Source organism: Streptomyces filamentosus (genome assembly GCF_014654895.1).
Classification (GTDB): domain Bacteria; phylum Actinomycetota; class Actinomycetes; order Streptomycetales; family Streptomycetaceae; genus Streptomyces; species Streptomyces filamentosus.
The window spans coordinates 501,572-524,353 of sequence record NZ_BNBE01000004.1 but is presented as its reverse complement, the minus strand read 5'-3'; the positions used below and the strand labels follow the sequence as shown (position 1 = coordinate 524,353).

The window sequence follows — 22,782 nt, the reverse complement described above, 5'->3', positions numbered from 1 at the left end:
CCTCAGCGTGCCGCGGACGGCAGCGGTTCGACGTGCTGGACGAAGCCGTCCTCCAGGACGACGGCGGAGTCGATGTCGGCCCCGTCGGGCACCACGGCGCCGGGCAGCACCACGCTGCGCCGCACCCGGGCCCCGGACCCGATCCGCGCGCCGGGGAAGACCACGCTCTCCTCGACCAGGCCCCGGTTGACCAGGCCCAGCGGCACCACCGAGCGGTGGACCCCCGGCGCCCGGTCGACCAGGCCGCGCGACACGCCGGGGGCGAGGGTGCGCGGCAGGGCCGTCACCGGCAGGGTCGCGTCCGGGCGGGTCATCGCGAGGTGGGCGCGGTGGTAGCGCTCCACCGTGCCGATGTCCTCCCAGTGCCCCTCGACCCGGTGGCCGAGGATCCGCTCCCCGGCCGCGAGCATCGCGGGGATGACGTCCCGGCTGATGTCGTGCTGCCAGTCCGTCCCGTCCAGGGCGTCCAGGTACCGCCGCAGCACGTCCGCGTCGAAGACGCAGAAGGCCGCGAACACCAGGTCGGACGTGGGGTGTTCGGGCTTCTCCACGAAGGCGGTGAGCCGCCCGTCGCGGTCGAGCTCGACCATCCCGAAGAGGTGCACGTACCGCGGGTCGATCCGCTGGTAGGCGACGGTCAGCGCGGCCCGCTCCTCGACGTGGCGCCGGATCAGGGGCCGGTAGTCGAAGCGGTACACGTGGTCGGCGTGGAGCACCATCACGTGCCGGGTGCGCGGGCCGAAGACGTGGTCGGCCTTGCGGATCAGGGCGTCGGCCGTGCCGCGCTCCAACGGCCAGTTCCGTTCCGGGAGTTCGTCGGGCAGGTCGTGGCCCGCCGCGCGGTAGGCGGCGTCGTACGGCCCGAAGTGGACGCGGAAACCGGGCCGGACGCCGTTCCAGACGGTGTGCAGGTCGTCCATGAGGAGCCGCTCCTCGTACTGCGACAGCAGCAGCACCTCGTCCAGGCCCGAGTCGCGGGCGTTGGCCAGGCTGAAGTCGATCAGCCGGCACGCCCCGCCGTACGGCACCAGGGGCTTGAGCCGGCCGGCGCCGAGCCGGCCCATCCGCTCGCCCCGCCCGCCGGCCAGCAGCACGGCCCGGACCGGGGCGGCGTCCGGGGAGGCGGGTCGCTCAGCCATGCCGCACCTCGTCCCAGGCGATCCGGCCGTTCGACAGCGTCAGGAGCAGGCGCGCGCCGGGCTCCCCCGCCGGGGCCGCTCCGGTGAACTCGCCGGGGGCGGTCCGGGTCCACTCGGTGACCCGGGCCTCGCCCCGGCCGCCCTCCTCCCGGGGACCCGGGACGACCAGCTCGACCCGCTCGGCGTGGCCGAGGCGGTAGACCAGCCCCTCCCCGCCCGGCAGGCAGCGCTCCCGCAGCAGGGCGGTGCGCCCCTCCGGCACCGCACCGGGCCGGCGTGCGGCGGCCTCCTCGCAGACCGCGAAGTCGGCCCGCTCCCAGGCGGCGTCGTAGAACCGCAGCGCCAGCGGATCGGTGAGCGGCCCCAGCCGCTCGGCGACGGCGAGGTCCCCGGCGGCGACGGCCGCCGCGAGCACCTCGTCCGGCCGCTCCTCCAGCACCTCGTCCGGCAGCAGGCCGAACCAGCCGTGGCGCAGTGCCGCCTCGGTGGCCGGTTCCGGCTCCGTGCCGTCCCACAGCTCCCGGAAGACCTCCAGGTGCAGGTCGGCGCAGCGGTCCCAGGTGAAGGAGCGGGCCACCGCGCGGGCCCGGTCGGACAGCTTCCGGTACGCGCCGGGGTCCTCCCGGTACAGCAGGGCGGCCCGGCGCAGCCGGTCGGCGAGGGCGTCGACGAGCAGGGCGTCGTCCTCGGCGAAGGAGCGGTTGACGGCGAAGCCGGTCCGCTCCTCGCCCTCGTCGGCGTGCCGGAAGTGCGCCATCCCCCACTGGGCGGTCGCCACCGGCACCGCCCCGCAGGCCATGGCCTCGCCCTGGGCGATGAGGAAGGTGTCCATCTCGAACTTGGACGGGAAGACGCAGAAGTCGGCGGCGGACGCGAGGTCGAACACCCGCTCCTCGCCGACCCGTTCCCACTCCAGGTGCACCCGGCCCCGGTGCCGGGCGACGACCTCGTGGACGTACGGGTCGTCGATGCCGGTGCCGGAGATGCAGCGCAGCACGAAGTTGGCGGCGAGCCCCTCGGACAGCACCCGGTCCACCGCGCGGAACAGTTCGACCTGCCCCTTGTGGTGCACCGCGTACCGGGCGTTGTGGAAGAAGGTGGGCAGCTCCGGGTCCAGGCCGAGGCCGGACAGCACCGCCGCCCGGTCCACCGCCTCCGGGTCGCCCGCCAGCCAGGCGTCGGAGACGGCGCAGCCGCCGACGAACTGCTTGTGGGCGTTGCGCCGGACGGTGTCCGCGACCGGCAGCGCGGCGAACAGCTCCTCGAACGGCGTGTCCTGGAAGCCGTTGTAGAAGTCCCGCTGCCCCGGGCAGAGGAAGTCGATCCGGTCGGCGTGCTCCGCGACCAGGCCGTAGACCGTGAGGTGGTCCTCCGGGTACTCGTAGTGCAGATGGGTCCGGGTCTGGTACTGCCGCTGGGCCTCCCGCACGCCCGCCGGCGGCGCCGCGGGCTCCGGCGGCAGCGGGGGAGCGCCGAGCAGCGCGAGCAGCCGGCGGACCTCGGGGCCGTACACCTTCTTGGTGATCGGCATGTTGCTCTGCACCGTCGTCACCACGCTCTTCAGCGGGTCCCCGGCGAGCGCGGCGGGCAACAGGTAGTGGTAGTACGGCTCGTGGGCGTGGACGATCGCCCGCTCGTCGCCGAACCAGCCGCGCAGGAAGCGGACGCTCTCCACCTGGAAGACCAGCGGCTTGAAGAAGGTGAGGTCGTTGCCCTTCGCCGCGTACGGCGGGTAGAAGGTGTCCGGCAGCCGGTCCAGATAGTCGTTCGACAGGAAGTAGAGGTCGACGCCCTCCAGCCGGATGCGGTGGGCCGTGGTGCGCAGCTCCACCGGCACCTCCGGCGGGAAGCCCCGCCACACCTCCGGGTCGAGGACCAGGGGGAGGGTGTGGACGTCCTCGTAGGGGAGGTCCTCGACGGCGTGCCGGCGGCGCAGGTCGTCCAGGCGGCCGTGCGCCGGGGTGACGATGGAGACCCGGTGCCCCTGGCGGGCGAAGGCGCGGGAGAGGTTCCAGAGGTACACCGAGGTGCCGCCCTGGAGGAAGGTGTGGTCGAATCCGCAGCACTCGAAGTACGTCTCGATGATGTGCAGGGGTCCGTCGGTCGCGTCACTCACGTCAGATCCTCGTGGTGAGAGTGCGGGCGAGGGGAGGGGTGCGGCCCAGGAGCAGCGCGTGGCGCAGGTCGATGGCCGCGTGGTAGGGCCGGGCGTGGGCGAAGTTGTAGTCGAGTTCGTGGAGCAGGCGGCGCAGGTGGAGCAGGCGGCGCAGCTCCTCGCCGCCGTCGGCCGGGCGCCCGTCGGCCGGGCGTCCGTTCGCAGGGTGTCCGGCGGCCGTCGGGCGCCCGCCGTCCGCCGCGCCCTCGCCGTCCACGCCTCCGTCGGCCGCTTCGGCGGGGCCGAGGAGCAGTGCGGCGACCCGCCGCCGCCAGGCGTCCGCCGCTCCGGACACGAGGAGCGCCGTGGCCCGTTCGGCCGGGGAGAGCCCGGCGCCGCCGTCGAGCGTGGCGAGCATCGTCCGGGTGGAGTCCACGCCCAGGAGCCGGGCGGAGTGGTCGGCGGCCTCGTCGGCGGAGAAGTACTCCAGGGCACGGCCGAGCGCCACCAGGTCCTCCAGCGGCGACTGTTCCTCCCAGCCGGGCTGGTCGGGGCCGGTGGCGGGGGTGGAGACGTCGATGACCCGGGGCGGGTCGGTGAGCAGGTGCGACAGGTGCAGGTCGCCGTGGCACGGTCCGGCGGGGACGGGTTCCGCGCGGGCCGCGAAGGCGGCCCGCAGCAGTGCGGCCTCCGCGTCGAGCGCGCGGAAGGCGGCGTCGAGCACCGGCCCCGGCAGCGCCGCCTCGTCCCGGCCCCGGGCGGCCAGGGCGGCGGTCCGCGCCCCGGCGGCGTCGAGCACCCGCTCCACCGGGTACGCGGCCGGCGGGGTGCCGCCGCCGAGCCGGACCCGCAGCTCCTCGTGGAAGGAGCCGAGGAAGGCGCGGGCGGCGGTGAGCGTCCCGGCGAGCGGCGCGAGGTGGGCGCGGACCAGGTCGTCGAGCGCGCCGGGACCGGCCGGGGCGCCGGCGGCGAGCTTCGGCCACAGGGCCCGCAGGTTCTCCCGGAGCGGGACGTCCATGCCGGTGCCCGGGGTGTACGCGTACACGACGCCGAGCGGCAGCGGCGGACCGCCGCCGGGCGGCACGTACGCGTAGTCGCCGAACCAGCGGGGGGTGTGGCCGCCCCCGTCCAGCAGGCGCAGCAGCTCCGGCTCCCGCACCTCAGGGCCGGGGCTCCGGTACGTCTTGTGCAGGTGGGGGCGGCCGTCGAGGTCCAGCAGGGAGAGCGAGTTCGAGGACCAGCCGCGGTCGAAGGGACGGCTGCGGACGGTCCGCGGGGCCGGGCCGGAGCCGCGGAAGACGACGTGCCCGCCGCGCGCGGTGGGGATCCGGGCGCCGGCCGCGGCGAGCCGGACGCAGGTCCGGTCGAAGAGCTCGGTGCCCGGGGCCTCCGCGGTGCGGCCGTCGGCGTCCGCGCGGACGGGGACGAGGAACCTCCGGCCGTCCGCCGGGCCGCCGACCGCGGTGGTCACGACGAGCCGCAGCCCGTCGCCGAGGTCGGCCTCGTCGGCCACCTCGTGCCGGTCGGCCCGGCGGCCGTCCTCCGGCAGCCAGGCGGCGGCGCGCAGCAGTTCGCGCAGAGGGGTGTCGCTGGTCACGCGGTTCGTCAACTCCCGGTCATCTCGTAGCGGGACAGGCCGCGGCGCCACAGCGCCAGCGCGGCGAGGAGGGAAAGGCCGGTCACGGCCGGCAGCCACCGGAGGAGCCCGGTGTCGTCGTGGAGCAGGTAGACGGCGGGGGCGTACGACGTGAAGGCGAAGGGCAGCACCCAGGTCAGGAGGGTGCGCAGCGAGGCGTGGTAGAGGTCCAGCGGGTAGCCGGCGAACTCGGAGACCTGGGTGACGGTCTGGAGCGCCGGCATGCTCGTCACCGTCCAGAAGGACAGCGAGGCGAAGAACAGCTTCACGGAGAAGTGGATCAGCGCTCCGGCCACCACGAGCAGGGGGGCCAGCGCCCACTGGAGGGCGGTCGGGTCGAGCCCGAGCTCGGCTCCGCTCCACAGCACCAGGACGAGCCCGACGAGGAGTTCGCCGATCCCGTCGGGGTGGAAGAAGCGCTCGGACAGCAGGGCGAAGAGCGGGTTCACCGGGCGGATCAGATAGCGGTAGAACTCGCCGCGCTGGATCAGCTTGCGGCTCAGCTCCCACAGCTGGTCGGTGAAGAGGTGGTCGAGGCCGCGCGGCAGCAGCGCGCAGCCGAGGAGGAAGAGCACCTGGTGGTAGGACCAGCCGGCGACGGCCGGGACGTGGCTGAAGACCACGCCCACCGTGACGGTCTGGAGCCCGACCCGGACGAGGAAGGCCCCGGAGCCGAGGAGGAAGTCGAGCCGGTAGGCGGCGAGCCGGTGCAGGCCGACCCCGCCGAGGAAGAGGGCGAGGCGCAGCCGGCCGCCGAGGGTGCGGTTCATCCGCCGAGCACCTCCAGCCGGGAGACGGCGGCCCGCCAGAGCGCCGCGCACAGCAGCACGAGCCCGGCACCCCAGGCGAGTTGGTGGCCGAGGACCGCGGCCGCGCCGGCGGTCCCCTCGTACCGGCCGAGCAGCAGGGTCAGCGGCCCGTCGGCCATGGCGCGGAAGGGCAGCACCATCGCGAGGGCGTGCAGCGGCCCGGGGAGCAGGGCCAGCGGCACCATCTGCCCGGCGAAGAAGGCGACGACGCCCTGCTTGGCCATCCGGACGCCCCAGGTGTTGGTGGTGACGAAGCCCGCCATGCCGGTCAGCAGGTTGACGCAGAAGGCGATGAGCACCGACAGCGCGGCGGACGGCAGGAAGAGCAGCACGTCCACCGGGCGGGGCGCGGTCAGCGGCACGAGGGCGGCGAAGAGGACGAGGAGCGGCACCCCGACCAGGACGGCGTTGGCGCCGATCACCGGCAGGCAGGCGGCGAACCGGACCAGCGGGTAGGAGAGCGGCCGGACCAGCGTCACCGCGATGTCGCCGCGGTAGACCTCGGCGGCCACCTCGTCGTCCACCCGGTTGGTGTGCACCACCGCGAGGACCTGCGCCACCACCAGGTAGGTGGTGATGCTCGCCGGGGTGAAGCCGCCGGGGCCGGGGCCCGAGCCGTCGGCGTACACCGCCCGCCACAGGAAGACGGTGACGGCCGCGCCGGCCGCGGCGGTGATCCCGGTGATGAGGAAGGTCGAGCGGTACTGGAGCAGCGACTGCAGTCCGCTGGTGGCGAAGGGCAGGTAGCCGCCGGGGCGGAGGTCCGGTCGTCTCACGCGCCGCCGCCGTTCCGGGCGGCGGGCACGCCGCCCCGGTAGATCTGGCGGAGCACGGTCTCCAGGTCGGGTTCGGGGGCGTAGCAGTCGGTCAGTTCGAAGCGGTCCAGGAGGAAGCCGAGGACCTGCCGGGAGGTGAGGGAGGCGGCCGGGTAGTCGACCCGGATCCGGCCCTCCGGGGTGACCGTCGCGGTGGCGCCCGGCAGTCCGGCCTCGACGCCGCGCGCGGCGTCGAGCGGGCCGGGACCGCCCCGGTGGTCGAAGACGACGGAGCGGCGGTCGGCCCGGCCCAGCAGTTCGGTCAGGGTCCCCTCGTGGACGACCCGCCCGCCGTCGACCACCAGGGCGTCGTCGCAGATGGCGGCGATGTCGGAGAGGTCGTGGCTGGTGAGCAGGACGGTGGTGCCGAGTTCGGCGTTGGCCCGGTTCACCAGTTCCCTGACCGCCTCCTTGAGGACCATGTCGAGGCCGATCGTCGGCTCGTCCCAGAAGACGACCTTCGGGTCGTGCAGCAGGCTCGCGGCGATCTCGGCCCGCATCCGCTGGCCCAGGCTCAGCTGGCGCACGGGGGTGGTGCCGAGGGCGTCGATGTCGAGCAGCTCGCGGTAGAGGGCGAGGTTCCGCTCGTACACCGCGTCGGGTATCGCGTAGATCCGGCGCAGGATCCGGAAGGAGTCGGGCACCGACAGGTCCCACCACAGCTGGCTGCGCTGCCCGAAGACGACGCCGATCGCGCGGGCGTTCTCCCGCCGGTGCCGGTAGGGCTCGACGCCGTTCACCAGGCAGCGTCCCGAGGTGGGCGTCATGATGCCGGTGAGCATCTTGATGGTGGTGGACTTGCCGGCCCCGTTGGCGCCGATGTAGGCGGTCTTCGAACCGGCGCGCAGCGCGAAGGAGATGCCGTCGACGGCGTGCACGGTGCGGTACTCGCGGGTCAGCAGGGTGGAGAGGCTGCCGAGCAGGCCGGGCCGCCGTTCGGCGATCCGGAAGTCCTTGGTGAGCCCTTCGGCGACGATCACGCGGTCACCCGCCCGATCGCCTCGCCGAGGATCCGGACGCCCTCGTCGAGCAGGTGCTCGTCCAGGGTGAAGGGGGGCGCGAGCCGGACGAGGTGGCCGCCGACCGCGGTGCGCAGCCCGAGGTCGAGGGCGGTGGTGTAGACGGCCCGCGCGATCTCGGGGGCGGGCGTGCGGGTCTCCCGGTCGCGGACGAACTCCAGTCCGTACAGCAGGCCGAGGCCCCGCACGTCGCCCAGCACCTCGTGCTTGTCGTGGAGTTCGGCGAGCCGCTCGCCGAGCCGGTCGCCGAGGACCCGCACCCGGTCGATCAGCCGGTCGCGTTCGACGACCTCCAGGGTGGCGCGGGCGGCGGCGATGCCCAGCGGGTTGCCGGCGTAGGTGGAGGCGTACGCGCCGGGCGGGGCGGCCTCGGGGCGGTGCAGCAGGTCGTGGCGGCCGGCGAGGACGGCGAAGGGGAAGCCGTTGGCCATGCCCTTGGAGAGGGTCACCAGGTCCGGTTCCACGCCGAGGAGTTCGGAGGCGAGGAAGGCGCCGGTGCGGCCGCCGCCGGTGGCGACCTCGTCGGCGACGAGCAGGACGCCGCTCTCCCGGCAGGACTCCGAGATCCGCTCCCAGTAGCCGGGCGGCGGGACGATCACCCCGGCGGCGCCGAGGACCGGTTCGAAGACGAGCGCGGAGACGTTCGGCTTGCTCGTGATGTGCCGGATGACGAGGTCGGCGCAGCGGACGCCGCACGAGGGGCGTTCGAGTCCCAGTGGGCAGCGGTAGCAGTACGGGGCGTAGCCCAGCACGCTGTTGCCGGCGAAGGACTGGTGGCCGACGTCCCAGTGGACCAGCATGCGGGCACCCATGGTCTTGCCGTGGAAGCCGTGGCGCAGCGCCCCGATCCGGTTGCGGCCCGGCGGGGCGGTGGACTGCACGACCCGCAGCGCGGCCTCCACCACCTCGGCGCCGGTGGAGAACAGCGCGTAGGTGTCGAGGTGTTCGGGCAGCAGGCGGGCCAACAGGTCGAAGAAGTCGGCCCGTTCGGGTGTGGCGGTGTCGTGGACGTTCCACAGCCGTCCGGCCTGCCGGGTCAGCGCCGCCACCACCTCGGGGTGGGAGTGCCCCAGTGACTGGGTGAGCGTGCCGGAGGCGAAGTCCAGGTACTGGTTCCCGTCCAGGTCGGTGAGGACGGGACCGCGGCCCTCGGCGAACACCCGCCGGGCGAGCGCCGCTTCCTCGGACTGGCCGGGCGCTCGGTGCCGTGCCTCTCTGGCCAGGACTTCTCGCTGGTGACCTGTCACCGGAGCCCCCATGGGTCGTGCGAACTGACGCGGTCGTCCCGTCAGTTGACCGATCGGTTGATCGTTTCGAGGGGCGAGTGAAGCATCTTATGGAGGCTTTCAGCAAGAGATTTCAGAAACTTTCAGACATCTCTTGCAGTCGGTGCCGGGGATCTGTTTGAGTCGCCGGTGCGACCGCCGACATATGCCTCGAACGCGAGGAGGGACCGTGCACAGACACCCGCAGGCCGTATCCGACCCCAGGCAGCCGGTGTGAAGGCCCTGGTCCTGGCCGGCGGAACCGGCAGCCGACTGCGCCCCTTCACCCACACGGGGACCAAGCAGCTCCTCCCGATCGCCAACAAACCGGTGCTCTTCTACGTCCTGGAGTCCCTCGCCGCCGCCGGCGTCCGCGAAGCCGGAATCGTCGTGGGCTCCTACGCCGACGACATCCGCCTCGCCGCGGGCGACGGGAGCGCCTTCGGACTCGACCTCACCTACATCCGCCAGGACAGCCCCCTCGGGCTCGCCCACGCGGTGTCCGTCGCCCGCGGCTTCCTCGCCGACGACGACTTCCTGCTCCACCTCGGCGACAACTACCTGGACGGCGGCGTCACCGACTTCGCCGCCCGCGCCGCCGCCGAACCCGCCGCGGCCCGGCTGCTCGTCACGCCCGTGCCCGACCCCAGCGCCTTCGGCGTCGTCGAGGCCGACCCGGCCGGCCGGGTCCACCGGGTCGAGGAGAAACCCGACCGGCCCCGCAGCGACCTCGCCCTCATCGGCGTGTACGCCTTCGGGCCGGTCGTCCACGAGGCCGTCGCCGCGATCCGACCCTCGGCCCGCGGCGAGCTGGAACTCACCCACGCCGTCCAGTGGCTCGTCGACCACGGGCACGACGTCCGCGCCGACGTCACCACCTCCGTGTGGCGCGACACCGGCAGCGTCGACGACATGCTGGAGGCCAACCGGCACGTCCTGGACCGCCTCGACGGCCGCCTCGACGGCAAGATCGACCCCGACAGCGCCGTCGTGGGCCGCGTCCGCCTCCACGAGGGAGCCGTCGTCCGCGGCTCCCGCATCACCGGCCCCGTCGTCATCGGCCCCGGCACCGTCATCAGCGACGCCGTCATCGGCCCCTACACCTCGATCGGCGCCAACTGCCGGGTCCACGACAGCTCCATCGAGGGGTCCGTCCTCCTCGACGGCGCCGACGTCGACCGGGCCGGCCGCATCGAACGCTCCTTCATCGGCCGTGACGCCGTCGTGACGGTCCCCCGACACCCGTACGCCCACCGCCTCGTGCTGGGCGACCACAGCAAGGTGCACCTCCACCCATGACCCGACGCGTCCTCGTCACCGGCGGCGCCGGCTTCATCGGCTCGGCCCACGTCCTGCGCCTCCTCGGCCCCGACGGCCCGCCCGACGTCTCCGTGACCGTGCTCGACGACCTCACCTACGCGGGCAGCACCGCCCACCTGGCCCCGGTCCTCGACGACCCCCGCCTCCGCCTCGTCCGCGGCGACGTCGCCGACGCGGCCCTCGTCGACCGGCTCGTGCCCGGCCACGACGACCTCGTCCACTTCGCCGCCGAATCCCACGTCGACCGGTCCATCGAGGACGGCTCGCCCTTCGTCCGCACCAACGTCCTCGGCACCCAGACCCTCCTCGACGCCGCCGTCCGGCACCACGTCCGCACCTTCGTCCAGATCTCCACCGACGAGGTGTACGGCTCGATCGCCACCGGCGCCGCCCGCGAGGACGACCCGCCGCGCCCCAGCTCCCCGTACGCGGCCTCCAAGGCCGCCGCCGACCTGATGGCGCTCGCCTACCACACCACCCACGGCCTGGACGTCCGCGTCACCCGCTGCTCCAACAACTTCGGCCCCCGCCAGTACCCGGAGAAGCTGATCCCGCGCTTCGTCACCGCCCTCCTGGCGGGGCAGGACGTGCCCCTGTACGGCGACGGCACGCAGATCCGCGACTGGCTGTACGTGGAGGACCACGTGACCGCCGTCGAACTGGTCCGCACCGCCGGACGCCCCGGCCGGATCTACAACATCGGCGGCGGCACCTCCCTCACCAACCGGGAGCTGACCCACCGCCTGCTCGACCTCTGCGGCGCCGGACCCGAGCGGATCGCCCGGGCCGCCGACCGCAAGGGCCACGACCGCCGGTACGCGGTCGACGACAGCCGCATCCGCCGCGAACTGGGCTACCGCCCCCGCGCGGACTTCGCCGAGGCCCTCGCCGAGACGGTCCGCTGGTACGCCTCCCGGCACGCCCCCGCGCGCGCCTGACCGGCCTCCCCGCACCCTCCTCCCTCCCGGCCTTCCTCCCTCCTGGCCCTCCTCTCTCCCCGGACCTCCTCCCTCCCCGCCCGACGCGCTCCGAAGGAGCAGTACATCCGTGACCGGACTCATCCGGCGCTCCGCCACGTCCCTGGCGGCCGCCCTGCTGGCGACCGCCCTCGTCCCGGCCGCCCCGACGGCCGCCCTCGCCACCGGCCGGGCGGCGCCGCCCGCGCCGCCCTCGGACCGGGCGCTCGCCGCCCAGCCCGCCCGCCAGGACCTCACCCGCGAGCAGTTCTACCTGCTGCTGCCCGACCGGTTCGCCGACGGCGACCCCGCCAACGACCGGGGCGGTCTCACCGGCGACCGCCTGGCGACCGGGTACGACCCCACCGACAAGAAGTTCTTCCAGGGCGGCGACCTCAAGGGCCTCACCCAGCGCCTGGACTACATCAAGGGCCTCGGCACCACCGCCCTCTGGATGGCGCCCGTCTTCACCAACATCCCCGTCCAGACCCGCGACGGCGGCAAGGAGTCCTCGGCCGGCTACCACGGCTACTGGATCACCGACTTCACCCGGGTCGACCCGCACTTCGGCACCAACGACGACCTCAGGAAGCTCATCGAGGCCGCCCACGCCAAGGGCATGAAGGTCTTCTTCGACGTCATCACCAACCACACCGCCGACACCGTCGACTACGCCGAGAAGGAGTACGGCTACCGCCCCAAGGGCGCCTACCCGTACCTCGACAAGGACGGCCGCCCCTTCGACGACGCCGTCGTGACGCCCGGGGTGGACGCGGACTCCTTCCCGTACACCCCCGTCGCCACCGGCACGGCGAAGGTCCCGGCCTGGCTCAACGACCCCGCGATGTACCACAACCGCGGCGACTCCACCTTCGTCGGAGAGAGCGGCCTCTACGGCGACTTCTTCGGCCACGACGACCTGTGGACCGAGCGCCCCGAGGTCGTCGAGGGCATGAAGCGGATCTACGAGACCTGGGTCCGCGACTTCGGCGTCGACGGCTTCCGCGTCGACACCGCCAAGAACGTCAACATGGAGTTCTGGACGCAGTGGGCCACCGCCCTCGACGCGTACGCGAAGAAGCAGGGCCGCGAGGACTTCTTCATGTTCGCCGAGGCGTTCTCCGCCGACGCCTCCATCACCGCGCCCTACGTCACCGAGGGCCGGCTCGACGCCACCCTCGACTTCCCCCTCCAGTCCGCGATACGCAACTACGCCTCGCGCGGCGGACCCGCCGGCGACCTCTCCCACGTCCTCGGCCAGGACTACCGCTACACCACGGACAAGGCGAACGCCTACGAGCAGGTCACCTTCCTCGGCAGCCACGACATGGGCCGCATCGGCTCCTTCCTCAAGCAGGACAACCCCGGCGCCTCCGACGCCGAGCTGGTCCGCCGGGCGACCCTCGCCAACGAGCTGATGTTCCTCTCGCGCGGCAACCCGGTGGTCTACTCCGGCGACGAGCAGGGCTTCACCGGCGCCGGCGGCGACTCCGACGCCCGCCAGACGCTCTTCGCCTCCAAGGTGCCCGACTACCTCGACGACGACCAACTGGGCACCGACCGCACCCACGCCACCGACGCGTACGACACCACGCACCCGCTCTACAAGGCCATCGCCCGGCTGTCGAAGCTCACCCGTGAACACCCCGCCCTGCGCGACGGCGTCCAGCAGGAGCGCTACGCCGAGGGCTCCGTCTACGCCGCCTCCCGCACCGACGCCCGGCAGCGCGTCGAGTACCTGGTCGCCGCCAACAGCTCCACCGAGCCGAAGACGGTCAGCGTCCCGGTCGACTCCGCCTCCTTCCGCACCCTGTACGGGGGCCGGGGCACCGTCACGGCGAAGGACGGCAAGGCCACCGTCACCGTCCCCGCCCTCTCCACCCTCGTCCTCCGGGCCCGCACCCCGCTGCCCCGCACCGCCGCCGCGCCCTCCGTGCGCCTCACCGCGCCCCCGGCCGGCGCCACCGGCACCGTGGAGATCGGCGCCGCCGTCTCCGGCGACCCGCTGAACCGCGTCGTCTTCGCCGCCCAGGTCGGCGACGGTCCCTGGCAGACCCTCGGCAGCGCCGACCACGCCCCCTACAAGGTCACCCACCGCATCCCGGCGGGCGTACCGGAGGGCACCCCGGTCCGCTACAAGGCCGTCGTCGTCGACCCCCGGCGCCGTACCGCGAGCGCCCTCGCCGCCACCACCGCCGGGGCCACCCCGCCGCCCGCCCGGCCCAAGGCCGAACGGAAGCACGTCGTCGTCCACCACCGGCGCGCCGACGGAGACTACGACGGACTGGTCCTGCGCTCCGGCGGCGTCACCGCGGAGTTCGCCGGACGCGACGCCTACGGCGCCTTCGCCTGGATCGCCCCGCCCGAGGACGGCGCCCCCCTCTCCTTCACCGTGGAGAAGGACGGCGTCCCCGACGGGCCCGCCCGCGCCCTCGACGCCACGGCCGCCGGAGAGGTGTGGACCCGCGAGGGCAGCGCCCTCGTCGACGCCACCCGCCCCGCCGACGCGCAGGCCCCGCAGGACGCCACGAAGGCCGTCATCCACTACCGCAGGCCCGCGGGCGACTACGAGGGCTGGGGCCTGCACGCCTGGACCGGCGCCGCCCATCCGCCCGAGTGGAACGAACCCGTCCGGCCCGTCCGGCAGGACGCCTTCGGCCTCGTCTTCGAGGTCGACCTCTCCCCGGGCGCCGGATCGCTCAGCTACATCCTCCACAAGAAGGAGGAGAAGGACGTCCCCGGCGACGAGGCCCTCGTCTTCCCCCTCCACGGCAAGGAGGTCTGGCGCCTCGCCGGCGACCCCGCCTACCTCTCGCCCTCCCTCGGCGGGGCCTTCCCGCTCGACCTCGGCCGCCAGGACGCCGTGTGGCTCGACGCCACCACCGTCGTCTGGCGCGGCATTGGAACCGGAGTCGCCAGCCAGCAGCTCGTGTACGGCCCCGGCGGCATCACCCTCGCCGACGGAGCCCTCTCCGACGAGGGCCGGTGGCTGCGCCTGCTGCCCTCCGCCCTCACCGCCGAACAGCGCGCCGCCCACCCCGCGTACGCCGACTGGCGGGCCTTCACGATCGACCCCCGCGACCTCGACCGAGCCGCCGAGGCCCGCGGGGGACAGCTGATCGCCACCCAGCGCGCCGCCGACGGCGCCCTGCTGGGCGCGACCGGCGTCCAGCAGCCCCCGCACTGACACCTGCTCCTCTGGAAGGGACCCAGACGTGCACCAGACCCCCCTGACGCCCCCCGGCCGGACCGTGCGCCGGGCCGCCCGGCTCGCCGTCGCCACCGCCGTCGTCCTCGTGGCGACCGCCGTCGCCGGACCGGCCCCGGCGGCGGCCGGGCACCGCACCCCGCCGCAGCCCCCGTCGGACCGGGCGCTCGCCGCCCAGCCCGCCCGGCACGACCTCACCCGCGAGCAGTTCTACTTCGTGCTGCCCGACCGGTTCGCCGACGGCGACACGTCCAACGACCGGGGCGGCCTCACCGGCACCCGCCTGGAGACCGGCTTCGACCCCACCGACAAGGGCTTCTACCAGGGCGGCGACCTCAAGGGCCTCACGCAGCGGCTCGACTACATCAAGGGCCTCGGCACCACCGCCATCTGGATGGCGCCCATCTTCAAGAACAAGCCCGTGCAGGGTGTCGGGGAGGCCGCCAGCGCCGGCTACCACGGCTACTGGATCACCGACTTCACCCGGGTCGACCCGCACTTCGGCACCAACGACGACCTCAGGAAGCTCATCAAAGCCGCCCACGCCAAGGGCATGAAGGTCTTCTTCGACGTCATCACCAACCACACCGCCGACGTCGTCCGCTCCGGCGAGAACCGCTACGCCTACCGGGGCAAGGGCGCCTACCCGTACCTCGACACCACCGGCCGCCCCTTCGACGACAGCCGCGTCCCGGCCGCCGTGGACGCCGACGGCCTCCCGTACACCCCCGTCGTCCCCGAGGCCGAGCGGAACGCCAAGAAGCCCGCCTGGCTCAACGACCCCACGATGTACCACAACCGGGGCGACTCCACCTTCGTCGGAGAGAGCGGCCTCTACGGCGACCACACCGGTCTCGACGACCTGTGGACCGAGCGCCCCGAGGTCGTCCGCGGCCTGGCCGAGATCTACCAGACCTGGGTCCGCGACTTCGACATCGACGGCTTCCGCGTCGACACGGTGAAGAACGTCAACATGGAGTTCTGGACGCAGTGGGCCACCGCCCTCGACGCGTACGCGAAGAAGCAGGGCCGCGAGGACTTCCTCATCTTCGGCGAGGTCCTCTCCTCCGACCCCTCCGTCACCGCGCCCTACGTCACCGAGGGCCGGCTCGACGCCACCCTCGACTTCCCCCTCCAGCAGGCCGTCCGGGACGTCGCCTCCCTCGGCCGCCCGGCCTCCGCCCTCGCGGACGTCTTCGCCGAGGACTACCGCTACACCACCGACAAGGCGAACGCCTACGAGCAGGTCACCTTCCTCGGCAACCACGACATGGGCCGCTTCGGGACCTTCCTCAAGCAGGACAATCCGAACGCCTCCGACGCCGAGCTGGTCCGCCGCGCCACCCTCGCCAACGAGCTGATGTTCCTCTCGCGCGGCAACCCGGTGGTCTACGCGGGCGACGAGCAGGGCTTCACCGGCGCCGGCGGCGACAAGGACGCCCGCCAGACCCTCTTCGCCTCCAAGGTCGCCGACTACCTCGACGACGACCAGCTCGGCACCGACCGCACCCACGCCACCGACGCGTACGACACCACGCACCCGCTCTACAAGGCCATCGCCCGGCTGTCGAAGCTCACCCGCGAACACCCCGCCCTGCGCGACGGCGTCCAGATCCAGCGCCACACCGACACCGCCGGCGCGGGCGTCCACGCCACCTCCCGGATCGACCCGCGCCGCCGCACCGAGTACCTCGTCGCGGTCAACAACGCCACCACCCCGAAGACCGTCACCTTCACCACCGGCACCTCCCGCGCCCGCTTCGCCCCGCTCCACGGCGACGCCCGCCCGGTCCGCAGCGGCGCCGACCGCCGGATCACGCTCACCGTCCCGGCGCTCTCCTCGGTCGTCCTCAAGGCCGACCGCCCCCTCGACACCCCGCACGCCACGCCCTCCGTGCGCCTCGCCGCGCCCCCGGCCGGCGCCACCGGCACCGTCGAGGTCACCGCCGCCCCCGGGGCGGGCGAGCTGAACCGGGTGGTCTTCGCCGCCCAGGTCGGGGACGGTCCCTGGCAGACCCTCGGCAGCGCCGACCACGCCCCGTACAAGGTCACCCACCGCATCCCCGCCGGGGTCCCGGAGGGCACCCCGGTCCGCTACAAGGCCGTCGTCGTCGACGCCCGGGGCCGCACCGCGAGCGCCCTCGCCGCCACCAGCACCGGCAAGCCGCCCGTCCCCGCCCGTCCCAGCGCCTTCGAACGCCCCTACGCGATCGTCCACTACCGGCGCGCGGACGGGGCCTACGACGGCTGGACGCTCAAGGCCGAGGGCAAGGAGGCCGCGTTCACCGGCCGCGACGCCTACGGTGCCTTCGCCTGGGTCCCGGTCGCCCCCGGCACCTCCTCCGTGGCCTACACCGTCACCAAGGACGGCGCCCCCGACGGGCCGTCCCGCACGGTCGAGCTGAACCGCACCGGCGAGGTCTGGATCGACCAGGGGAAGGACGGCCAGGCGGAGACCGTCCCCGACGGCGTCTACCCGCCGCAGGACGAGCGCACGGCCGTCATCCACTACTACCGGCCCGACGGCGACTACACCGGCTGGGGGCTGCACACCTGGACCGGCGCCGCCCGGCCCACGGACTGGTCCAAGCCCCTCGCGCCCGTCCGCACCGACGCCTACGGCGCCGTCTACGAGGTCCCGCTCGCCGACGGCGCCACCTCGCTCAGCTACATCGTCCACCGCGGCGACGAGAAGGACCTCCCCTCCGACCGCTCCCTGGACTTCGGCACCTACGGCAAGGAGGTGTGGCTCGTGGGCGGCACCACCGACCCCGTCCTGCCGAGCATCCGCACCACCCCCGACCTCGACCTCTCCCGCTCCGAGGCGCGCCTGCTCGACGCCGCCACCGTCGTCTGGGACGTCAAGCCCACCGACTCCACCAGCCAGCAGCTCGTGTACGGCCCCGAGGGCGGCATCGCCGTGGAGGACGGCGCCCTCACCGACGAGGGCCGGTGGCTGCGCCTCCTGCCCTCCGCCCTCACCGAGGAACAGCGCGCCGCCCACCCGGAGCTGATCGGACGCCAGGTCTTCACCGTCGACCCCCGCGACCGCGACCGCGTCGCGGAGGCTCTCGGCGGCCAGCTGATCGCGACCCGGCGCAACACCGCGGGCGCGCTCCTGACCGCCACCGGAGTGACCGTCGCCGGAGAGGCCGGCACGGGAGCGGCCGCCACCCCGGCCGGCTGACCCCGCGCCGGCCGGGAACACGGCGGCGCCCCCGGACCACGAGGTCCGGGGGCGCCGCCGTCCGCCGTCAGTCCAGGAAGGCCGGCGAGACCGCCGACCGCGCCACCAGCCGGGGGGAACCGCTCCCGTCCGCCGGGACTGCGTACAGGTCCGCCCCGAAGTCGCCCGGCAGCGCGTACACCACGGTCCGCGCGTCGGCCCACACCACCTGGTCGTCCACGCTGCGGGTCTCCGCCAGCGGGCGCTCCGCCCCCGTGGCCAGGTCCCGCGCGTACAGGCGCCAGGGTGCCTCCGGGGGCAGCCCCGGCACCCGCTTCTTGTGGACGATCCGGTCCCCGCCGGGCGCCAGCGACGGGCACTCCACGTTCCGGGCCAGCGTGGTCAGCGTCCGGGCGCGCAGATCGCCCCGCACCAGGTACGCCGTGCCCCGGGTGGCCAGCGTGGCGTGGAAGACGTCCGGGTCGGTCCCGAAGGTGACGCCCCAGACGTTCACGTCCGGCGCCCGGTACGGACGCCCCTCCAGCACCACCGCGAACTCCTCCAGGTTCGCCTCCAGCCGGCCCCGCCCCAGGTCGAGCACCGCCGTCCGGGTGGAGAAGGAGGAGTCCGCGTACGTGTCGCCGCCGACGAACACCGTCCACGCCACCCGGCGCCCGTCCGGTGCCACCCTGGCCCGGCTCGGCACCCCCGGCAGCGCGTGCCGGGCCACCTCCCGCAGCTCCGCGTCGAGCACCACCGCCCGGTAGCCCACCCCCGTCGCGCCCGGCACCGCCTGGAGGCACACCCCGGTCCCCGCCGCCGCGTGGAAGCGGAGGCAGCGCACCTCCGAGGCGGTGCGGGGACCGTCCCGGCCGTCGGCCGGCACCACCGACAGGGCGTCGCGGTACGGCCCCCACACCAGGTTCCGGGCCACCATCCGGTGCCCGCCCGGGCCGGCCAGCGCCACCGGCCCCGCCGCGACCGGAGGCCCCCCGGCCGCGCCGCCCGCACCGGCCCGGCCCCCGCGCAGCACCGACACGCCCGCCACGGCGGAGAGCCCCGCCGCGACGGCGGACAGGACGAGGAGACGGCGGCGGGAGACCGGCGGGGTCATCGGGGTCATCGGACACCTTCACGAGCGGGAGGGACAGGGGGAACGGGAGCCGCCGGGCCGGGGCGCCCCGCGGCGACGACGGCCAGGGCGAGCGCCACCGCCGCGGCCGCGAGCGCGAACCGGTCTCCCCGCGCCTGCCACAGGGCGCCGAAGACCACCGAGGCCCCGAACCGGGCGAGCGCCTGCGCCGACTGGACGAGCGCGAGCCCCGTCCCGCCGAGCCCGGCCGGCAGCAGCGCCGACGCGGCGGCCATCAGGACCCCGTCGGTCGCCGCGTAGAACGTGCCGTGCAGCACCGGCACCACCACCAGCAGCACCGGCGACCCGGCCCCGCCCAGCAGCAGCCCGTACGCGCCGAGCAGCACCACGTGCCCGCCGAGGAAGACCCGCCACCGGCCGAACCGGTCGGCGCACCGGCCCAGCGGCGCGGCCAGCAGCAGGAACACGGCGGCCGTCACCGGCGGCAGCAGCGCGAAGGCGCCGTCCGAGAGCCCCGTGCGCCGCTGGAGGATCAGGTACACGAAGGCGTCGCCGACCGTGCAGCCGCCCAGCCACAGCGCGCGGCCCACGAGCCGCCGCAGCCGCCGGTCCCGCAGCAGCCCGGCCGCCTCCGCGAGCCGGGGCCGCGAGGCCGCCCCGGCCTCCGCCCCCGCCCCCGGCACCGGCCGGCCCGGCACGAGGAGCAGCAGCACCGCCAGCCCCAGGGCGGCCACGCAGGCGCTGACCGTGAACACCGCGTCGTACGCCCCCGGTCCCGCCGCCCCGTCCGGGACGGCGAGGAGCACCGCGAAGGCCAGCAGCGGTCCGAGGAGCGCCCCGGCGGTGTCCAGGGCCCGGTGCGCCCCGAAGGCGCGGCCCCGCACCTCCGGTGCGCTGGCGAGCGCGATGAGCGCGTCGCGCGGGGCGGTCCTGACGCCCTTCCCGATCCGGTCGAGCGCGATCACCGCGCCCACCGAGGCGAGCCCCTGGGCCGCCAGGAGCAGCGGCTTGCAGAGCGCCGACAGCGCGTAGCCCGCGCCCGCCACCGCCTTGTGCCGCCCCCACCGGTCGCCGGCGTGGCCGGCGAGGACCCGGACGAGGGCGGTGACGCCGTGCTGGAGGCCGTCCACCAGGCCGACGCCGAGCGGCGACAGGCCCAGACCGGCCACCAGGTAGAGCGGCAGCACCGCCGTCACCATCTCGGCGGAGACGTCGGTGAGCAGGCTGACGGCGCCGAGCGCCCACACGACGGACGGCACCCGGCCGGGGGGCCGGGTGCCGTCCGTCGCGGATCCGCGGCCGGGGCGGTCCCGGCCGTCCGCGAGGTACATCTCAGACCGCCCACACGCCGGTGATCTCCCGGGCGTCGGCGGCCCGCCCGGGGTGCCGGTCGAGACCGGCCAGCCGCCCCAGGGTCCGCAGCAGGTCGTAGTGGTGGTACTTCTCGTCCGAGGTGCTGCCCGGCACCACCGGCCCGCCGTGGAGCACGGTCGCGATGCGGTTGCCGGTCAGTCCGTCGTCCTCGTCGAAGGTGACGACGAGGAGGCTGTCGTGGGTCCGGGCCCAGGCGGCGTAGGCGCCGAGCCGCTCCTTCAGCCAGGTGTCGCCGGCGCGGACCGGGCAGTCGTGCATGTCGTGGCAGAGGTCGGGCACCACGAACGACACGTCGGGCAGCGCGGAGAAGTCCTCCGGGAACTCGTCCATCGTCCGCGCCGTGTCCAGCGGCACGTTGGAGAACGCGAACCACGGGTTGTGCTTGCGGGCGTAGCGGCCGGCCTCGCAGACGGTCGAACCCCGCGCGGGCAGGCCCTCGTTGAAGCTGGCCCAGGTCTTCCCCGCGGCGATCAGCTCCGAGGCCAGGTTGGGAGCCGAGCTGAACCCCGGCTCGTAGCAGCTGTTGTCCAGGACGTCCTGCATCCCGCCGGAGAACAGCTGCACGTAGTTGGGCTGGCTGGGGTGGGTCAGGCCGTACGAGCGGGTGAGCGTCGCCCCGCCCTTCGCCAGCGAGTCCAGGTACGGGGCCTCCCCGCTGCCGAGCACGTCCTCGAACGCCTTGTTCTCGAAGACCACGACGACCACGTGGTCAGGGCGCGGCAGCACGGGCCCCGCGGCCCGGCCCTCCTCCGGCGCGCCCCGGCCCAGCACCCACACCGCGACCAGGCCGAGCGCCGCGGCCAGCGCCCCGGCGGCGGTGAGGACCGCGGCGCGGGGTCTCCTCCCCGCCTCGCGGGCGCTCACGCCGCACCGCCCGCGGCGGGCCGGACGGGGGCGCGCAGCGCGGCGCCGCGCCGCCGGACCAGGGCGGGGTCGCGCAGCTCGCGGGCCAGGAGCAGCGCGGCGAGCTCCTCCGCCGGGACCTCGGCGCGCAGCGCGCGCACCGCGTCGATCAGGGCGGGCAGGTCCGTGCCGGGGGAGGCGTCCAGGAGCCGGCCGAGCGGCCCGTCGTCCCCGGCGGCGCGGGGCTCGCCGCGCAGCACGGCGGCGGCGGGTTCCGGGAGCAGCGCCGCGTAGTCCGCGAGCCGCTGCCCGGGGGCGAGCAGCAGCAGGTGCTTGGCGAGCAGGTCCGCCTCGGGGAACGGTGCGCGGGAGGCGAGCGGGGCCAGCTCCCCGGCGGGCAGGGCGAGCACGCACCCGGCGTGCAGCAGGATCTCCCGGACCCGGCCGGACTCGGGGGCCTCGGGCAGCAGGGCCGCCGTCGAGCCGAGGAAACGGGCCACGGTCGCGTCGGCGTCACGGGTGTCCAGTGCGGCCCCGCCCCGGTAGTACCGGCCGAGGTACGCCCGCCACCAGGCGAGCTGCACCGCGTACGCCCGGCCGACCAGCTCCTCGTACGCCTCCCGGGGGACCAGCTCGCGGTCGGCGAGGGTGCCGAGCAGCGGCAGCAGTTCGCGGTAGAGCAGCCGGACCCAGGTGTGCGGGGAGCGCTGGACGCCCCAGCACTGCTCGTCGGCGTGGTCGGCCAGGACCTCCTCGACGGAGCTCTCCCCGGCGCCGAGGTCGGTGCGGACCCCGGTGTCCGTGACGTCGAAGCGGTAGAGGTGATCCTCCGTCAGAGGTGCTCCTGGGGAGGGGAGCTCCTCGTCGATGAAGCGTTCCAGGGCGGCGAACTCCGCGAGCAGCGGGCCGGGTTCGACGGTGAGGCGGGGGAAGAGCGGGTTCGCGAAGCGGGTCTTCAGCTTGGCGATCTCCTCGGAGATCGCCTGGTAGAGGAAGACCTTGTCGAAGCGGTAGCTGAACGAGAGCCCCACGTAGGGGAAGACGGTGCAGCCCCGGCACTCCGGCCGGAAGCCCACCTCCTCGTCCCGCACCCGCCGGAACTCCTCGTCGCGCACCAGCTCCGCCAGCGGCCGCTCCCACGTCACCGAGTTGTCGAAGGCGTGGTAGCAGGGCAGGACGAGCCGCCCGTCCGGACCGACCGTGAGGATCCGCTTGTTGGCGTAGCACTGGGTGGGCGCCGTGGGGTCCTGCGTCTCCACGTACTTGCGGAAGTGCAGGTTGACCAGGGCGAAGGGGGCGTGCAGCAGTTCGAGGAGCCGGTCGGGTATGGAGCCGTCGTCGGGGCCGGGCGCGGGCCGCTGCGGTGCGCAGCCGCCGCCGGCCGGGCGCCCGTTCTGCTCCACCAGCTTCAGCTTGCGGGCGGTGCGGTTGACGTCCCGGACGGTGTCCTGCTCGTCGAAGTACTCGAACATGGTGGAGAAGTAGACGGTCACCCGGTTCTCCTGCGCGAAGCGCAGCAGGTCGGGCACCTCGTCGGCGTTCTCCCGGGTCACCACGCAGATCAGCTTGAGGTGCCCGGCGTCGCCGCGGGCCACCACGGAGCGGATCACGTCGAGCGCCCGGTCGAGCGTCGGCACGCCCCGGATGGCCCGGTAGCGCTCGGGCCTGAGGGTGTCCAGGGAGACGTTCATGGTGTCGACGTACGGCACGATCGCGTCGATGTGCTTGGCGAAGCGGATGCCGTTGCTGGTGATCTCGACGGTCATGCCGAGCTTCTTCGCGTACTGCACGATGCCGTCGATGTGCGGGTGCAGCACCGGCTCGCCGCCGGTGAAGTCGACGTAGCGGACGCCGAGTCCGTGGAGTTCGTCGAGGATCCGGCGGCCCTGTTCCAGGGTGAGTTCCTCGTACCCCTTGAACTTGTCGTCCTGCCAGACGTTGCAGTAGCCGCACAGCGAGTTGCAGCGGAAGGTGATGTAGAAACGGGCCGACTCGAACGGGCCCGTCGGCGGCGTGCCGGTGGATGTCACAGACTTTCTCCGTA

13 protein-coding genes and 2 pseudogenes are annotated in these 22,782 nt (G+C 74.3%); 4 read left to right on the top strand and 11 right to left on the bottom strand.

Annotated elements, in window-relative coordinates; all coding sequences use genetic code 11:
• Positions 1-2: 2 nt before the first annotated feature.
• The 7 genes from IE326_RS36160 to IE326_RS36130 are packed head-to-tail and all read right to left on the bottom strand — an operon-like array spanning position 3 to position 8,760.
• Positions 3-1,139, bottom strand: a complete 1,137-nt coding sequence (locus IE326_RS36160; RefSeq protein ID WP_190044595.1) for a sugar phosphate nucleotidyltransferase — start codon at positions 1,137-1,139, stop codon at positions 3-5.
• On the bottom strand, positions 1,132-3,255 hold the full coding sequence (locus IE326_RS36155; protein WP_268983061.1) for a glycosyltransferase: 2,124 nt from the start codon (positions 3,253-3,255) through the stop codon (positions 1,132-1,134). The genes IE326_RS36160 and IE326_RS36155 overlap by 8 nt, the downstream gene beginning before the upstream one ends.
• A gap of 1 nt (position 3,256) precedes the next feature.
• Positions 3,257-4,831 carry a phosphotransferase gene (locus tag IE326_RS36150; protein WP_190044594.1) on the bottom strand — a complete coding sequence of 525 codons (1,575 nt, stop codon included), beginning with the start codon at positions 4,829-4,831 and terminating at the stop codon, positions 3,257-3,259.
• A gap of 8 nt (positions 4,832-4,839) precedes the next feature.
• Entirely contained in the window at positions 4,840-5,640 is an 801-nt protein-coding gene (locus IE326_RS36145; RefSeq protein WP_190044593.1) for an ABC transporter permease, read from the bottom strand.
• Complete coding sequence (locus IE326_RS36140) at positions 5,637-6,455, bottom strand: ABC transporter permease (protein ID WP_150233965.1); 819 nt, start codon at positions 6,453-6,455, stop codon at positions 5,637-5,639. The genes IE326_RS36145 and IE326_RS36140 overlap by 4 nt, the downstream gene beginning before the upstream one ends.
• Positions 6,452-7,474, bottom strand: a complete 1,023-nt coding sequence (locus IE326_RS36135) for an ABC transporter ATP-binding protein (RefSeq protein ID WP_190044592.1) — start codon at positions 7,472-7,474, stop codon at positions 6,452-6,454. The genes IE326_RS36140 and IE326_RS36135 overlap by 4 nt, the downstream gene beginning before the upstream one ends.
• The gene (locus IE326_RS36130; protein ID WP_229915827.1) at positions 7,471-8,760 is read right to left on the bottom strand and encodes an aspartate aminotransferase family protein; all 1,290 of its coding nucleotides are present in this window, start codon (positions 8,758-8,760) and stop codon (positions 7,471-7,473) included. Before IE326_RS36130 ends, IE326_RS36135 begins: the two co-directional genes overlap by 4 nt.
• Positions 8,761-9,012: 252 nt before the next feature.
• On the opposite strand from IE326_RS36130, the gene IE326_RS36125 reads away from it, so the two are divergent.
• The 4 genes and pseudogenes from IE326_RS36125 to IE326_RS36110 all read left to right on the top strand — a co-directional run.
• Positions 9,013-10,077, top strand: coding sequence for a glucose-1-phosphate thymidylyltransferase (locus tag IE326_RS36125; RefSeq protein WP_150233959.1), 1,065 nt, complete (start codon positions 9,013-9,015; stop codon positions 10,075-10,077).
• The gene (gene rfbB / locus IE326_RS36120; protein ID WP_190044590.1) at positions 10,074-11,036 is read left to right on the top strand and encodes a dTDP-glucose 4,6-dehydratase; all 963 of its coding nucleotides are present in this window, start codon (positions 10,074-10,076) and stop codon (positions 11,034-11,036) included. Before IE326_RS36125 ends, rfbB begins: the two co-directional genes overlap by 4 nt.
• 109 nt (positions 11,037-11,145) lie before the next feature.
• Positions 11,146-14,226: pseudogene (locus IE326_RS36115) on the top strand (alpha-amylase family glycosyl hydrolase); the annotation flags it as partial.
• 58 nt (positions 14,227-14,284) lie between these two features.
• A pseudogene (locus IE326_RS36110) lies at positions 14,285-17,410 on the top strand (alpha-amylase family glycosyl hydrolase); the annotation flags it as partial.
• Between the two features lie 106 nt (positions 17,411-17,516).
• Here IE326_RS36110 and IE326_RS36105 read toward each other — a convergent pair.
• The 4 genes from IE326_RS36105 to IE326_RS36090 are packed head-to-tail and all read right to left on the bottom strand — an operon-like array spanning position 17,517 to position 22,768.
• The gene (locus IE326_RS36105) at positions 17,517-18,551 is read right to left on the bottom strand and encodes a TolB family protein (RefSeq protein ID WP_229915826.1); all 1,035 of its coding nucleotides are present in this window, start codon (positions 18,549-18,551) and stop codon (positions 17,517-17,519) included.
• Positions 18,548-19,852, bottom strand: coding sequence for an MFS transporter (locus IE326_RS36100; RefSeq protein ID WP_190044589.1), 1,305 nt, complete (start codon positions 19,850-19,852; stop codon positions 18,548-18,550). Before IE326_RS36100 ends, IE326_RS36105 begins: the two co-directional genes overlap by 4 nt.
• A gap of 1 nt (position 19,853) precedes the next feature.
• A complete protein-coding gene (locus IE326_RS36095; protein WP_150233955.1) occupies positions 19,854-20,759 on the bottom strand; it encodes an alkaline phosphatase family protein in 906 nt (301 codons plus the stop codon).
• Positions 20,756-22,768 carry a radical SAM protein gene (locus tag IE326_RS36090; protein ID WP_190044588.1) on the bottom strand — a complete coding sequence of 671 codons (2,013 nt, stop codon included), beginning with the start codon at positions 22,766-22,768 and terminating at the stop codon, positions 20,756-20,758. The genes IE326_RS36095 and IE326_RS36090 overlap by 4 nt, the downstream gene beginning before the upstream one ends.
• Positions 22,769-22,782: the final 14 nt, after the last annotated feature.

Bases quoted from the DNA above. Each gene is read 5' to 3' on its own strand.
- IE326_RS36145 (WP_190044593.1), bottom strand. From the start codon at position 5,640: ATGAACCGCACCCTCGGCGGCCGGCTGCGCCTCGCCCTCTTCCTCGGC.
- IE326_RS36160 (WP_190044595.1), bottom strand. From the start codon at position 1,139: ATGGCTGAGCGACCCGCCTCCCCGGACGCCGCCCCGGTCCGGGCCGTG.
- rfbB (WP_190044590.1), top strand. From the start codon at position 10,074: ATGACCCGACGCGTCCTCGTCACCGGCGGCGCCGGCTTCATCGGCTCG.
- IE326_RS36100 (WP_190044589.1), bottom strand. From the start codon at position 19,852: ATGTACCTCGCGGACGGCCGGGACCGCCCCGGCCGCGGATCCGCGACG.
- IE326_RS36105 (WP_229915826.1), bottom strand. From the start codon at position 18,551: ATGACCCCGATGACCCCGCCGGTCTCCCGCCGCCGTCTCCTCGTCCTG.